Consider the following 12,740-nt stretch of genomic DNA (forward strand, 5'->3'; position numbering starts at 1 on the left):
GATGATGAAATATCGGCATTATGAGGGAAATCCGCAAAAAAACAGCCCGGCTCTGGGCGCCACCCTGGCTTATCTGGGAATCAACGGACTGCTGGCCCTGCTGCACGGTTCCCAGGGCTGCTCCTCCTTTATCCGCCTGCAGCTGAACCGGCATTTTAAAGAGTCCATCCCTCTTAATTCCACCGCTTTGCTGGAGGACTCGGTCATTTTCGGCGGATGGGAGCATTTGAAGAAAGGGATTGCCGTGGCAGCGGATAAATACAAGCCCCAAATCATCGGCGTTATGAGCTCAGGTCTCACGGAAACTTATGGGGATGATATGGCCAGCGCTTTAGCCAGCCTGTACTCGGAAAGACCGGACCTGGAGGATCTGCCTGTGGTATTGGCCAGTACCCCGGACTATATAGGGTCCATGCAGGACGGGTATCAACGGACTGTCGAGGCCTTGGTGGATGCCCTTGTCGGTTTAAATCATCATTCTCCAGCGTCAGCTTTAAAGACAGATATTCAGGAAGCTCCTTATCTCGCTTTATTGCCCGGCTGTCATCTGACTCCGGCTGATGTGGATGAACTGAAAGAGATTGTCAGGGATTTCGGCTTCAGGCCCATTACCCTGCCGGATCTCTCAGTTTCTCTGGACGGTCATGCGGAGCTGGAGGCCGCCCCCGTGGTCCAGGGAGGCACCTTGTTGGAGGATTTTCAGCTTCTGCCCAGGTCCAGGGCGTGCTTATCCTTTGGCCTGAGCATGGAGAAAGCAGGGGAAACCCTTAAGGAGGCCTATCATATTCCTCACTATAATTTTCCTTCTTTAAGCGGACTTACGGCCACCGATGGCTTGATATTGACCTTGGCTAAGCTGTCCGGTAAGACTATCCCGGAAAAGCAGCTCCGGCAAAGAAACCGCTTGCTGGATACCCTGGCCGATTATCATGATCAACTGGGTAAGCTTAGGGTAGCCATCGCCTTGGAAACGGATCTCCTCTATAGCTTAGGGTCCAGTCTGGTGGAGGTTGGAGCGGAGCTGACGGTGGCTTTGGCAGCATCCCAGGCAGGTACCGACCGCTTGTCCCTGCCTGTCCCCATGGAGGTAGGAGATTTGGAAACCCTTGAGGAGCGGGCCGGCCAAAGCAAGCTCATCATTGCCAACTCCAATGGCCGTCAGGCGGCGGGACAGCTTAAGCTGCCCCATCTGAGGGCAGGGCTGCCGGTTTTTGACCGGGCGGGTTATCCCCAGACCTGTTGGATCGGCTATGAAGGGACACAGCGCTTCCTCTTTGCCACGTTAAATGCAGTAAGTTAGGAGTGAACAGCATGCTTGTAGGCTTTGCCAGCAGTGATGGATTGACCATTGATTCCCATTTTGCCTCAGCCCCGGGTTTCGAGAGGTATGTATTTACCATGGACAGCCAAGGAGTTTACCAGGATTCCCAGGGGGCCAAAGGTCCGGCAGAATCCGAAGATAAGGTGGATGCCCGGATTCAGATTCTCAAAGAGTGTGCTATTGTCTATTGCACTCAGATTGGCGGCCCGGCGGCAGCCCGCCTCGTTCAGAGCGGTATTCACCCGATCAAAGTACCGGAAGGAACCCCAATCGCCGATGAAGTGAGACGCTTGGATCAGCTGCTGTCTTCTCAAAAGCTGCCGCCTTGGCTGAAAAAGAAGCTGAATCAAGAGGGGAATTAAGGAGGATGGAAATGAGCGTAGTTTTTGAAACCTTTGGAGGTTCCCCTTGGACTCCCATGTATGTGGATACCTTTGATAAGAACAAATGTCTTGGTTGTGGCCGCTGTATTAAACTCTGTGTGCAGAAAGTTCTGGGCGTGGAAACCTATGAGGATGATGAAGGAACTGAGCGCCAAATTGCCAAGATCGACAATAAGGATCATTGTATTGGCTGCCAATCCTGTGGAAGCATCTGTGTGCGGCGCTGCTACACCTTTAAGAGCAAATCATAAAAAGAGCCTTTTTCAAATTAGAATGATTGGAGGGATTGATATGCATAAAGCATGTACATGTACACAAGGAAATATGAATACTCCCCGCCTGAATCTCGGACATCCCTGTTTTTCCACCAAAGGACATGGCAATACGGGACGCATCCATTTAGCCGTAGCTCCCGGCTGCAATATCTCGTGCAATTATTGTGTACGCAAATTTGATTGTGCCAATGAATCCCGTCCAGGTGTAGCCAGTAAGGTGCAAACCCCTGAAGAAGCACTGGCAACGGTGCGGAAAGTCAAAGCTTCCGGTAAAGGAGATAAATTTGTGGTGGTCGGCATTGCCGGTCCCGGGGAGCCCTTAGCCAATGAGGGGACCTTTACAACGCTGAGAGGGGTAAAACGGGATTTCCCGGAGATGATTCTGTGCCTGAGCAGCAATGGCCTGCTCTTGCCGGAGAAGATGGAGGAATTGACGGATATCGGAGTATCTCACATTACTATTACCATCAATACCCTGGAGGAGCAGGTTGGTGCCCAAATCTACAGTTATGTGCGCTGGAAGGGGCAAACCTTGATCGGAGCTGAAGCGGCAAGAACCCTGCTCCATAATCAGCTGAGCGGGCTGGAAATGGCCGCGAAGGCGGGGATGACAGTGAAAATAAATACGGTGCTGATGCCTGGCATCAATGACCATGGCCTAAATGACTTATCTGTGGAAATCAAGAAAAGGGGAGCACATCTTCATAATATTATGCCGGTCATTCCCCAGGGGAAATTAGCTCATATCATACCGCCCTCCCGGGAGCAGCTTGCCGTTAGACGCAGCAGTTTAAGCTCCCTCCTGCCCCAGATGACCCATTGTCAGCAATGCCGCGCCGATGCCATCGGGGTGTTCTGATGAAACCTGTAATCAGAGAAGCAGTGCCGGCAGACATCACCGACATGGCTAAGCTGCTGAAAACCTTATTTTCTCTGGAGGCGGATTTCTCCTATGATGAGACAAAACAGCGCCGGGGTCTGGAGCTGATGTTGGAAGAGGGTGCCCGGCGGTGCATGATGGTGGCGGAGCAAAACGGACGGGTGATCGGCATGGTCACAGCGCAGCTGCTGATATCCACGGCAGAAGGGGGACTATCCGCCTGGGTCGAGGATCTCGTCGTTGAGGAGCCTTATCAGGGGCAGGGAACAGGCAGGGCATTGCTGTTATCCCTTCAGGCCTGGGCGGCGGCACGAGGCGTTAAGCGCCTGCAGCTTTTAGCGGACCGCAGCAATACAAGAGCCTTGGCATTCTATAGAAAGATGGCTTGGCAGTTTACGGAGCTGATCTGTTTAAGGACTTATGTCTAAATCTGAATTATTATGGTTGGGAGGGAGATAGGGTGATTAAGGTGGCTTTTTGCAGTGAGGATATGCAGCATGTCGATGCTCATTTTGCGCTTAGTTCCAATATTGTCATTTATGAATTCCTGCCTGCTTCATTTCATCGGGTTAAAACGAAAAGCTTTAAGTCCCAAACCGGTCAAGAAACCGAAACGATCAATGAAAGACGCCTTGCGGAACGGATTGAAGCGATTCAGGATTGCGATATATTGTATTGCAGCCAGATCGGGAGCCCAGCGGCGGCAAGGCTCATCAACCACAATATTTTCCCTATGCAGACCAAGGAAAATCTACTGATCGAGGAGGCGGCCTGCCGACTGCAGCGGATGTTCCATAAGAATCCGCCTCATTGGCTGGAGAATAAGTTTCAGAGGGGAGGAGCCTAGCATGAAAGATTCCGTATGGCTTTGTGATACGACCCTGCGAGATGGGGAACAAACCCCGGGCATCGCTTTCCGTTTCAAAGAGAAGGCGCGAATCGCTACTTGCCTGGCTGAAGCAGGAATTGATGAGATTGAGGTCGGTGTTCCCAGTGTGGGGGCCGATGAGATGGAAATCATCAAGGGTTTGGTGGATTTAAGGCTGCCGGTGCGTCTGGCCACCTGGAACCGCACCAGTAAGGAGGATCTGGAAGCCAGCTTCCGAACCGGTGTCGGCGCGGTTTCTATTTGTATTCCGGTTTCCGATCAACATATAGAGCGCAAGCTCAGAAAAAGCCGGACCTGGGCCATGGACAGCATGGGAGAAGCCGTTGAACTGGCTAAAAAGGAAGGGAAATATGTTTGTGTAGGTTTTGAAGATGCCAGCCGTGCCGACGTGGATTTCATGATTAAGATGGCTAAAGTAGCGGAAGGGCTTAGGGCCGATCGGATACGTTTAGCCGATACTCTGGGTATCCTGGATCCCCTTGAGCTGGCGCGGCGTTTTGCCCCTCTGCCGCAAAGAACAGCGCTGCCTCTGGAGTTTCATGCGCACAATGATTTAGGAATGGCTACGGCCAATGCCTTAACAGCCCTACGCATCGGTTTCAAAGCTGTCAGTGTCACCGTGGGGGGATTGGGGGAAAGAGCGGGCAATGCTCCTCTGGAAGAAATTTCGGTGGCCATTCATCATATCTTGCAGCGTCCCACCGCCTTTGATATCCAGAAGGTTAATGATATTTCCCTTTTGGTCAGTGACATTACCCAGCGGGAGGTTCCCCGTTCCAAGCCCGTTGTGGGGTCCGATGTCTTTACTCATACTTCGGCGGTTCATTTGGACGGAATTCGCAAGGACGTGGAAAATTATCAGCCTTTTCCGCCGGAAAGCATCTCCAGAAAGCACTCCATGGTTTTTGGCAAATACTCAGGAATAAAGGAGCTCGTGAGACTGCTGGAAGAAGAACGAGTTCCTTACACACAAGAGCAGCTGACAGAGCTTTTGATCCGGGTGAGACTGCACAGCAGCATAAAAAAGATTCCTTTGCAGGCTGAAGATGTCTTAAGTCTGGCGAGAAGTCTCAATCAACTGCGCAATGCTTAGGACAAAATTCGAACAATCAGATTGCTTGGGTTATGATAAGCCATAAAGTTAAACTGCGGCAAAGGAGCGGAGAGAGTGTCGGAAACCCTTGATATAACTGCAATAGAACTATTAGTTAAGCAATAAAAGTTCAGCCGGGACGAAAGAACCATCTGAACTTTTCTGATTGATTAACAAGAAGTATACAGTGTTCTTCGGAAAAAACACTTGTTATTTTGATTGAATTCCTGTAAATTATAAACATCAAATCAATAAGGCAATGGCGCCGTTACAAGAATCTAAGACAGATTACTTGCAACGGCGCTTTCTTGTTTCAGCTATGTGAGTGCCTTTGCGGCGAAGCCAGGTTTTTTGTAAGGAGGGAGGCTATTGATGCCAGAAAGAAGCCAGAAACAAGAAAAGCCTTCTCTTGAACGAACTGCACTGGCCTTAGCATTAACGGAAACCCGTGAAAAAGAGAATGAGTTGAAAAAGTTGATGCTTTCCCAAAACGTCTATTGTGCAGTAACCGAATTAGGAGGAACGTATTCCGCGTTACAACCCACCGGGAAGCTAACCCACTCTGTCATTTCGGCAGCAATCAACACAGGTGCCATTCAAAAGGAGCCGAAGGCCATACACGCTGTTGTGCATGCGACCTTAGAAGCAAGCAATGGGATCTTTGTTCATACCAACAGCAATGCCAGCTATGCCCTGAAAGTGGGGATTGCCTGTGATCGGGACTGGATCGCCATCGCCATATTTGGGCGTTCATCCATACATGCTCTGTCAGAGCATTGCCGAGTGGGTTTAGGGTATATGCATCTATAATTTCATAGCTTTCGGGTGCCAGGTCGAGGACTTGGTAAGTGTGTAAGAGTAAGAGAGAAAACCCAGGTTGGAGTATATCCGGGGGATCTCTCTTCTTTTTTTCAACCGGTGTTCATCATTACTACCTGAATAAAAATCATTTCAAGGAAAGGGGGGAGTGGACCAGAAGAACGTCCACTGTATTTGAAAATTATTTAAGTAATAGCAAGGAGGAATATCAAATGAAAAGAGTATGGGTATTATTATTAGCGATTATAAGCATGTTGGCTCTGCCTGTTGCAGTTTTGGCGGAAGATGGTGCTGTGGTGGATACAGGGGACACCAGCTTCATTATTTTATCAGCGGCCCTGGTTTTTCTCATGACCCCCGGCCTGGCGTTATTCTATGGCGGTATGGTTCGTAAAAAGAATGTTCTGAGTACGGTGATGCATAGTTTTATTCTCATGGGTGTATCTTCCGTACTTTGGGTGTTGATCGGCTTTAGCTTGGCCTTTGGTACAGACCATGCCGGTATTATCGGAAGTTTAGAGTGGATTGGCCTCAGCGGTGTCGGTATGGAACCTAATGGAGATTACTCCTCGACCATCCCCTTCCTCTTATTCATGGCCTTCCAAATGATGTTTACCATCATTACTCCGGCAATTATCTCGGGTTCTGTTGCTGAACGCATGCGGTTCCCGGCCTTTCTGGGATTTATGGTTCTGTGGTTGTTGGTTGTCTATTATCCCCTGGCTCACTCGGTATGGGGTGTGGGTGGTTTCCTGCGTGAAATGGGAGCATTGGATTTTGCAGGCGGAACTGTTGTGCATATCAGCTCAGGGGTTACCGGTTTAGTCGCTGCTTTAATCCTGGGCAAACGCAAAGGGCATGGCAAAGAACCTATGGCTCCTCATCAATTGCCTATGACGGTTTTAGGGGCAGGTCTGCTCTGGTTTGGCTGGTTTGGCTTTAATGCCGGCAGTGCCTTAGGCGCCAATGGATTAGCCGCCATGGCTCTGGTCACGACCAATACTTCAGCTGCCGCCGGTGCTTTAGCCTGGATGGCCACAGAATGGATGCACCGTGGTAAGCCCACCATTTTGGGCGCAGCCAGTGGTGCCATTGCAGGGCTTGTAGCGATTACCCCAGGAGCAGGTTTCGTCACTCCCATGTCCTCTCTGGTGATTGGCCTCGTCGGTGGAGCCATTTGCTACTTCGGAGTCAGTGTTCTTAAGGCAAAACTTGGCTATGATGATTCTTTGGATGCTTTCGGTTGTCATGGAATCGGTGGAATCTGGGGAGCTCTGGCAACGGGTATCTTCGCTTCGGCTTCTGTGGGGGGAACTGACGGATTGTTGTATGGAAATGCAGCTCAGGTAGGGATTCAAGCCATCGGTGTTGCTGTAACTATTGTTCTGGCAGTCGTTGCCACATTTATAATTATGAAGCTGGTCGGTATATTCACACCCTTGCGGGTTACTGCTGAAGAAGAAGAGATGGGCCTGGACATCTCCCTCCATGGCGAAGAGGCTTACCCCGACTTTATCGGCAGTGGTTATCTTCCCACAATTGTATCGGCTGCCAAAGCAGTCAGTGTTTCCACACCCAGCGGTCAGCCGGGAAAATAGGCATTGAGCTGCATCTGATTATAAAGTCCTTCGGTAATATGTCAAGACTCTAAGCGAGTCAAATTTTCAGTTAGCTAATAATCAGTGGGCAAAAAAGGCAACAAGAAACCATCTCATTCCCAAACTATCGTGGGAAAAAGTTACAAAAATGGAGTATCGGTTAGCGCAATTCATGCTTGGTTTGCATTCCCCCTATTGCCATGTGGCCTATAGATTTGGTTGCTGCGTAGCAGAGCATCAACCATACGGACGAGTTTGCGTGCAGTAAGCACGAGAGCACGGCGATGATGATGAGTCTTACTTTCCGAAAATTTACGTTGGTAGAAGACCTTGTACTCTGGTTCCTTTTGGCGTACTAAGTTAGCAGCCTGGATGATATAACTGCGCAAGTAGGTGTTGCCAGTTCGGGTTAAGGGTGTGTCATCGGCTGTAAAATCACCTGACTGGTGGGTACGCCAGGTTAACCCAATAAACTTTGCTAAGGCTCCTTCATTCGGAAAACGACGGATGTCTCCGATCTCAGCAATAATACCAGCTGAAAGCACAGGGCCAATACCGGGAATGGTAATGAGCGTATTCGGGAAATGCCTGATTTCTGCTTCGATTGCCTTATCGATTTTCTTTACCTGCTTCTCCAAGGTGTGGATGGTTTCAATGCTCGTGGCCAGGATAAGGTTAATGGGTTGCAATAGGCTTCCACGCAGTCGATGGGCCTTGCGGGCAGCTTCCTTCAACTCTCTGGCTTTGGTTTCCGGATCCTCGAAATGACGTTTTCCTTTCTCCATGAGGAAATCAATCAGTTCATCAAGCGGTCGAGCCGCAACCTCTTCTGGAGAAAAAAACTCAAGTGTCAAGGATTCAGAAGTAGCGCCGAAAGTGTTACTAAAAACCGCACCTTGGGCAAGCGTGCTAAACTTCAAGAACAAGTTCGTGAGAAAATAATTCTTCTCTCTGGAAATCATCTCAATCAAATGACACCGAAAGCGAGTGAGGCGCTGTAAGGGTAAGTAGCGGAAATCGACCTGAGAGCCCTCTGGGAGCCGACCGAAGCGTAGACGTTCGGCAATGACCCAGGCATCAATCCAATCGTTTTTCGGAAGGTCCACATAAGCCTTCTTGAAATTAGCAACGACCTTGGGGTTAAAGGAATAAATTTGGGGCTGCAAAGGGGCTAAAGAATGGTCTTCCGCTAAGAACATTTGTAACGGCCAACTGTATACGGAAGTGGCCTCTAAACCAATAACCAGCCGGTCCACATTCACTTGAGCACAGGCGTCAAAGAGATATCGGGCAACTTGCTCACAACCAGGCTGATCATTCAAAGCCCGTAGCCTTTTAACCGGTTCATTACCACGCTCATCTAAGATTCGCACTTTAAAATCACTGGAACTCACATCAATACCGACAAATAAACTCAATTAAAATCACCTCACTTTCTGAGCCAAACAATTTGTAAGATTAACGTTGGGACCAGGCACCACAACAGGTCAACAACCTCGCCGAATCAGCACTTGTCCTAAAAAGACCTTGGATCCAACCGATCTGCTACTATCGGAGGAGTTCCCTTTAAGCTGTGCAACCTTCGAGTTAAAAGTTCAAATTGTGGGCTGGCAGTCAGACTTAAAAAGAGGTCAGAGCCTCAAGGAGGAAAAGGCTTTGCCAGAACGAACCTCACGGTACCATTTTGCTTGAAATCCCAACAAACTTAAATACTTTTTTGTTGTCAAAGAACGATCTGAGGAATCTCAGGTATTCCTCATCCTGAGCCTGTGGACAGTGCCAGCCTGTGGAAAAGCCCTTTGGGGTCTGTCCTAAAAGAGCTTTCCCAACAGGCTTTGGACAAGTCGAATTTGAAGTATGCCTTGGGGTTGACTTGTCCACACTGCCCACAGGCACGACGGCTGCATGGGGTATGCGTTATCCTGTGTGCATCTTGTTGCGGTTGACCATATCTACTGAATTTCCAGTTTTCTATGGTCATTTAAATACCCCACGTTCCATTAGTTTTTGGGACTCGTGGGGCAGGAACTAAATCAATTATACGAGGAGGAAATTCAATGAAAAAGATTGAAGCGATTATCCGACCGAGCAAACTGGATGAAGTACAAAGTGCTCTGGATCGTTTTGGGGTAAGCGGGCTGACTGTGACTCATGTCATTGGCTGCGGTAAGCAAAAGGGCCATACCCAGGTTTACAGAGGGGTAGAGTATAAAGTTTTTCTTCTCCCCAAAGTAAAGATTGAAGTTGTAGTTAACGATCAGGCGGTGGATGAAGTGGTCAGAATCATTTCCGATGAGGCCCGCAGCGGCGAAGTGGGAGATGGGAAAATCTTTATTTACCCCGTTGAAGGAGCTATCCGTATCCGCACCGGTGAGATAGGAGAAACTGTTTTATAAGTATAACGCTCGGAGGCCGGAAGAGGATTGTTCTCTCCGGCCTCTTTTTTGTTGATTCAGTTTAAGCTGTCGCGCAGGTGATTTCCGTCATTGTACCTGGGGATGCCTATGGAAAAATCGAGAATGAATACAATATTTTATTCACAAAGCAATTGTCAGTTTACCGATACCGTGTAAAATAAAACTATGCATAAACTTAAATAAGGGAAGCAAAGGCGCTTATAAAGACTTTATCTTTATAAGCGCCTTTTGTGCATGGAAAAATATGCAAAAGGAGGCGATCTTTTGAAAGTAAATGAATTAAGCATCGATGCCTCAATTCTGTTGGTCGAATTGAAAGAAGCAAACCAAAACATGGGGAAAGTGATCGAATCCATCCAAGAGGTTGCTAAGCATACCAACCTGCTGTCTTTAAATTCTGCCATAGAAGCGGCCAGAGCGGGAGAAGCAGGGCGAGGATTCCGTGTGGTGGCTGATGAGATTAAGAAGCTGGCTACCCGGAGCTTGGCCTCAACCAAGGAAAGTACTCAAATCGTCGAGAATATCCAGATTAAGGCCAATGAAGTTATGGCAGTGCGGACAGCCGATGTGGCCTATGATACCATAGACAAAATCGATCGCAATCTATTCGAGCGGAATTGTGATGCCCAAGCCTGGGCAAGATTTGATAAGGTCAAGCATTGTTTTCTCGCAGACGATCCTCAGCGGATCGCCGCATGCAATACTTTATTGAAATCCCTTGTCGAGATTTATGAAGTTTACATAGATCTTTATGTATTGGATCCGGAAGGAACCATTGTATCGGCAGGAGTCCATACAGAACTCATCGGCAAGAATTTCGCCGATAAACCTTGGTTTATCGAAGCCAAGGCAGCCAATGCTATTTCTGTAAGCGATCTCTATTTATCCCCTTTGGAAAACCGCTATACAGTAGCCTACACATGCCCGATTGTCAGTGACGAGGGAGAGGTTTTAGGTTATTTCTCCACCCGTTTTAATTGGGATTTTATCTATGATATCATCGACAGTGCCCGGATTGGGAAAAATGGAGAAGTTTATGTCCTAAACAAAGAAGGCTATGTGATAGCCAGCCGTAATCGCAAAGGAGTTCTTAAAGATAATCTTAAACATTTAGAGGCTGCCAGGCGGGCCATTAACGGAGAGACCTATGGATTTCTCTTTGAGAATAACGGTCAAAAGAGCACGAAAATTTATGGTTATGCTCATACCAGAGGTTATAATGCTTATCAGGGGAAGAATTGGTCAGCTCTAATCTGTGAAACGATCTAAACCTACTGTGAAGGGGCGTTTATACTTATAAGATGGAAGGGATTATTAGCTATTGTGGGAATTTTCGTTCAACGAAGTTGAATATGAAGGATTTCAACGGTTACAGAGTGAATACTTATTCCTAAAGGAGGGGATCCTAATGAAGAAAATTGAAGCAATAGTTCGCCCAGGTAAACTTGATGATGTTCAATCGGCATTGGATGACTTTGGCGTCAGTGGATTGACCGTAACTCAGGTTTTGGGATGCGGTAACCAAAAGGGCCATACTCAGGTCTATCGAGGGGTAGAGTATAAGGTATATCTGCTTCCCAAGGTGAAGATCGAAGTGGTTGTTACAGATCAGGATGTTGACCAAGTGATTTCCATCATAACTCAAGCTGCCCGTACCGGCGAAGTAGGAGATGGGAAAATTTTTGTCTATCCAGTGGAAGAAGCAATCCGGATCCGCACAGGAGAGAAAGGCGACGATGTGCTGTAAGCAAAAAAGAGGACCCTTGAGTTTATTGTTTTACTCAGGGTCCTTTTTTATTTTCTAAATTATTTGAATAACAATAGCTGGAAAAAGAACGACAAATACTTTAAGAGTGTCAATAGGTATAGGGTAGGACGACCTGTCAATAAACGGTATTGTTTATGACCAAAATGAACTTTATTACCAATATGGTCAAATTATTGATGATTAGTAAAGAAGAACATAAAATAGCTTAAAAAGTCAGTATATTCAGAATATATAAATAATTAGTTGCAATAATCACAAGGTGAGGGCGGTCAATGAGTACAAAAATATATGCTATTATCCTGGGTTGTTTGCTCTTGTGGATTACTGGCTGCCAAAGAAATGTGATTGATCAACAACAAGTTACTAAGGATGAAAGGATTGTTATTAAGTTTTCCCATGTGGTTGCTGAAAATTCTCCCAAAGGATTGGCGGCAGAGCGGTTTGCCTCGCTGGTGCGCAGAAGAACCGGGGGATACGTGGAGGTTCAAGTCTATCCTAATTCTGAACTCTATAAAGATGGGGAAGAATTTGATGCCTTAAAAAATGGTGCAATAGAAATGATTGCTCCGGCAACCTCCAAATTATCGGCAATGATCCCCGAGTGGCAGCTTTTTGACTTACCGTATGCTTTTAATAATTTAGAGAATATCCCTTACTTCGTAGATGGTCCAGTTGGTCAAATGCTATTGGCTCGACTGGAGGAACATAGCATGCTGGGGTTGGCCGTTTGGCATAATGGGTTTAAGCAAATGACCAATAGCTCACATCCCTTGCAGCGACCTGAGGACTACAGGGGACTGGAATTTCGCATCATGCCTTTTTCAAACACCCTAAAGTACCAATTCGAAGTTCTCGGCGCCGTCGCTCATCCTCTCGCCTTCAGTGATGTTCATGCGGCCTTAGAGACAGGTGGAGTAGATGGAGAAGAAAATACCATATCCAACATTTTCACGCAGCGTTTTGATCAAGTCCAAAAATACTTAACAATTAGTGACCACGGATATTTGGGTTATATAGTCATCGTTAACAAGGAGTTTTGGGAAGGATTGCCTGAAGGTATCCGCAAAATCTTAGAAGAGGCTTTGGCGGAAGTGACTCTTTGGGAAAGGGAAAAAGCTGCAGAGGTCAATGCCCAACAATTAGCGGCGTTAGAAAGAGAGGGAGAGATTAAGATTCACTACTTAAATGCTGAGGAACAGAAGGCTTTAGAAGAGGCCTTAGCACCGGTTTATGAAATGCTGGCTGAGGATATCGGTACTGAATTAGTTGATCTAATGCGTAATTCCTGAAAGGAGGT

The 12,740-nt window shown here is 47.5% G+C and carries 14 protein-coding genes; 13 read left to right on the forward strand and 1 reads right to left on the reverse strand.

The window, feature by feature from the left end:
- Position 1 precedes the first annotated feature (1 nt).
- The 9 genes from nifN to DHAF_RS05315 all read left to right on the forward strand — a co-directional run bounded on the left by nifN (position 2) and on the right by DHAF_RS05315 (position 7,258).
- Positions 2-1,300 (forward strand): nitrogenase iron-molybdenum cofactor biosynthesis protein NifN, encoded by a 1,299-nt coding sequence (gene nifN / locus DHAF_RS05275; RefSeq protein ID WP_015943171.1) that lies wholly within the window; start codon positions 2-4, stop codon positions 1,298-1,300.
- A gap of 11 nt (positions 1,301-1,311) precedes the next feature.
- Positions 1,312-1,683 (forward strand): NifB/NifX family molybdenum-iron cluster-binding protein, encoded by a 372-nt coding sequence (locus DHAF_RS05280; RefSeq protein WP_015943172.1) that lies wholly within the window; start codon positions 1,312-1,314, stop codon positions 1,681-1,683.
- Between the two features lie 11 nt (positions 1,684-1,694).
- A complete protein-coding gene (fdxB, locus tag DHAF_RS26320) occupies positions 1,695-1,955 on the forward strand; it encodes a ferredoxin III, nif-specific (protein WP_005813539.1) in 261 nt (86 codons plus the stop codon).
- A gap of 40 nt (positions 1,956-1,995) precedes the next feature.
- Entirely contained in the window at positions 1,996-2,838 is an 843-nt protein-coding gene (locus DHAF_RS05290) for a radical SAM protein (protein WP_015943173.1), read from the forward strand.
- Positions 2,838-3,287 (forward strand): GNAT family N-acetyltransferase, encoded by a 450-nt coding sequence (locus DHAF_RS05295; RefSeq protein WP_005813545.1) that lies wholly within the window; start codon positions 2,838-2,840, stop codon positions 3,285-3,287. Before DHAF_RS05290 ends, DHAF_RS05295 begins: the two co-directional genes overlap by 1 nt.
- Before the next feature lie 32 nt (positions 3,288-3,319).
- On the forward strand, positions 3,320-3,706 hold the full coding sequence (locus DHAF_RS05300; protein WP_011461714.1) for a NifB/NifX family molybdenum-iron cluster-binding protein: 387 nt from the start codon (positions 3,320-3,322) through the stop codon (positions 3,704-3,706).
- A gap of 1 nt (position 3,707) precedes the next feature.
- Positions 3,708-4,841 carry a homocitrate synthase/isopropylmalate synthase family protein gene (locus tag DHAF_RS05305; protein WP_015943174.1) on the forward strand — a complete coding sequence of 378 codons (1,134 nt, stop codon included), beginning with the start codon at positions 3,708-3,710 and terminating at the stop codon, positions 4,839-4,841.
- Positions 4,842-5,213: 372 nt separating this feature from the next.
- Positions 5,214-5,651, forward strand: coding sequence for a HutP family protein (locus DHAF_RS05310; protein WP_005813550.1), 438 nt, complete (start codon positions 5,214-5,216; stop codon positions 5,649-5,651).
- Positions 5,652-5,872: 221 nt separating this feature from the next.
- Positions 5,873-7,258: an ammonium transporter gene (locus DHAF_RS05315; protein ID WP_011461712.1), complete on the forward strand. Its 1,386-nt coding sequence runs from the start codon at positions 5,873-5,875 to the stop codon at positions 7,256-7,258.
- 170 nt (positions 7,259-7,428) lie between these two features.
- Here DHAF_RS05315 and DHAF_RS05320 read toward each other — a convergent pair whose 3' ends face one another.
- The gene (locus DHAF_RS05320; RefSeq protein WP_005808714.1) at positions 7,429-8,676 is read right to left on the reverse strand and encodes an IS110-like element ISDha12 family transposase; all 1,248 of its coding nucleotides are present in this window, start codon (positions 8,674-8,676) and stop codon (positions 7,429-7,431) included.
- Positions 8,677-9,315: 639 nt separating this feature from the next.
- Between DHAF_RS05320 and DHAF_RS05325 the strand changes: the two genes are divergently transcribed.
- From DHAF_RS05325 to DHAF_RS05340, 4 genes are all read left to right on the forward strand, one after another.
- Positions 9,316-9,654 (forward strand): P-II family nitrogen regulator, encoded by a 339-nt coding sequence (locus DHAF_RS05325; protein ID WP_005813552.1) that lies wholly within the window; start codon positions 9,316-9,318, stop codon positions 9,652-9,654.
- Positions 9,655-9,909: 255 nt separating this feature from the next.
- Positions 9,910-10,944: a methyl-accepting chemotaxis protein gene (locus DHAF_RS05330; protein ID WP_041271922.1), complete on the forward strand. Its 1,035-nt coding sequence runs from the start codon at positions 9,910-9,912 to the stop codon at positions 10,942-10,944.
- A gap of 139 nt (positions 10,945-11,083) precedes the next feature.
- Positions 11,084-11,422 (forward strand): P-II family nitrogen regulator, encoded by a 339-nt coding sequence (locus DHAF_RS05335; RefSeq protein WP_011461711.1) that lies wholly within the window; start codon positions 11,084-11,086, stop codon positions 11,420-11,422.
- A 293-nt stretch (positions 11,423-11,715) separates the two neighbouring features.
- On the forward strand, positions 11,716-12,732 hold the full coding sequence (locus tag DHAF_RS05340) for a DctP family TRAP transporter solute-binding subunit (protein ID WP_015943176.1): 1,017 nt from the start codon (positions 11,716-11,718) through the stop codon (positions 12,730-12,732).
- Positions 12,733-12,740 lie beyond the last annotated feature (8 nt).

Origin of the sequence: Desulfitobacterium hafniense DCB-2, from assembly GCF_000021925.1 — a bacterium.
In the GTDB taxonomy this organism is placed as follows: domain Bacteria; phylum Bacillota; class Desulfitobacteriia; order Desulfitobacteriales; family Desulfitobacteriaceae; genus Desulfitobacterium; species Desulfitobacterium hafniense.

What these genes read in the sequence shown, in the direction of transcription:
- nifN (WP_015943171.1), top strand. Translation starts at nt 2, where the DNA reads ATGATGAAATATCGGCATTATGAGGGAAATCCGCAAAAAAACAGCCCG.
- DHAF_RS05280 (WP_015943172.1), top strand. Translation starts at nt 1,312, where the DNA reads ATGCTTGTAGGCTTTGCCAGCAGTGATGGATTGACCATTGATTCCCAT.
- fdxB (WP_005813539.1), top strand. Translation starts at nt 1,695, where the DNA reads ATGAGCGTAGTTTTTGAAACCTTTGGAGGTTCCCCTTGGACTCCCATG.
- DHAF_RS05290 (WP_015943173.1), top strand. Translation starts at nt 1,996, where the DNA reads ATGCATAAAGCATGTACATGTACACAAGGAAATATGAATACTCCCCGC.
- DHAF_RS05295 (WP_005813545.1), top strand. Translation starts at nt 2,838, where the DNA reads ATGAAACCTGTAATCAGAGAAGCAGTGCCGGCAGACATCACCGACATG.
- DHAF_RS05305 (WP_015943174.1), top strand. Translation starts at nt 3,708, where the DNA reads ATGAAAGATTCCGTATGGCTTTGTGATACGACCCTGCGAGATGGGGAA.
- DHAF_RS05310 (WP_005813550.1), top strand. Translation starts at nt 5,214, where the DNA reads ATGCCAGAAAGAAGCCAGAAACAAGAAAAGCCTTCTCTTGAACGAACT.
- DHAF_RS05315 (WP_011461712.1), top strand. Translation starts at nt 5,873, where the DNA reads ATGAAAAGAGTATGGGTATTATTATTAGCGATTATAAGCATGTTGGCT.
- DHAF_RS05325 (WP_005813552.1), top strand. Translation starts at nt 9,316, where the DNA reads ATGAAAAAGATTGAAGCGATTATCCGACCGAGCAAACTGGATGAAGTA.
- DHAF_RS05330 (WP_041271922.1), top strand. Translation starts at nt 9,910, where the DNA reads ATGGAAAAATATGCAAAAGGAGGCGATCTTTTGAAAGTAAATGAATTA.
- DHAF_RS05335 (WP_011461711.1), top strand. Translation starts at nt 11,084, where the DNA reads ATGAAGAAAATTGAAGCAATAGTTCGCCCAGGTAAACTTGATGATGTT.
- DHAF_RS05340 (WP_015943176.1), top strand. Translation starts at nt 11,716, where the DNA reads ATGAGTACAAAAATATATGCTATTATCCTGGGTTGTTTGCTCTTGTGG.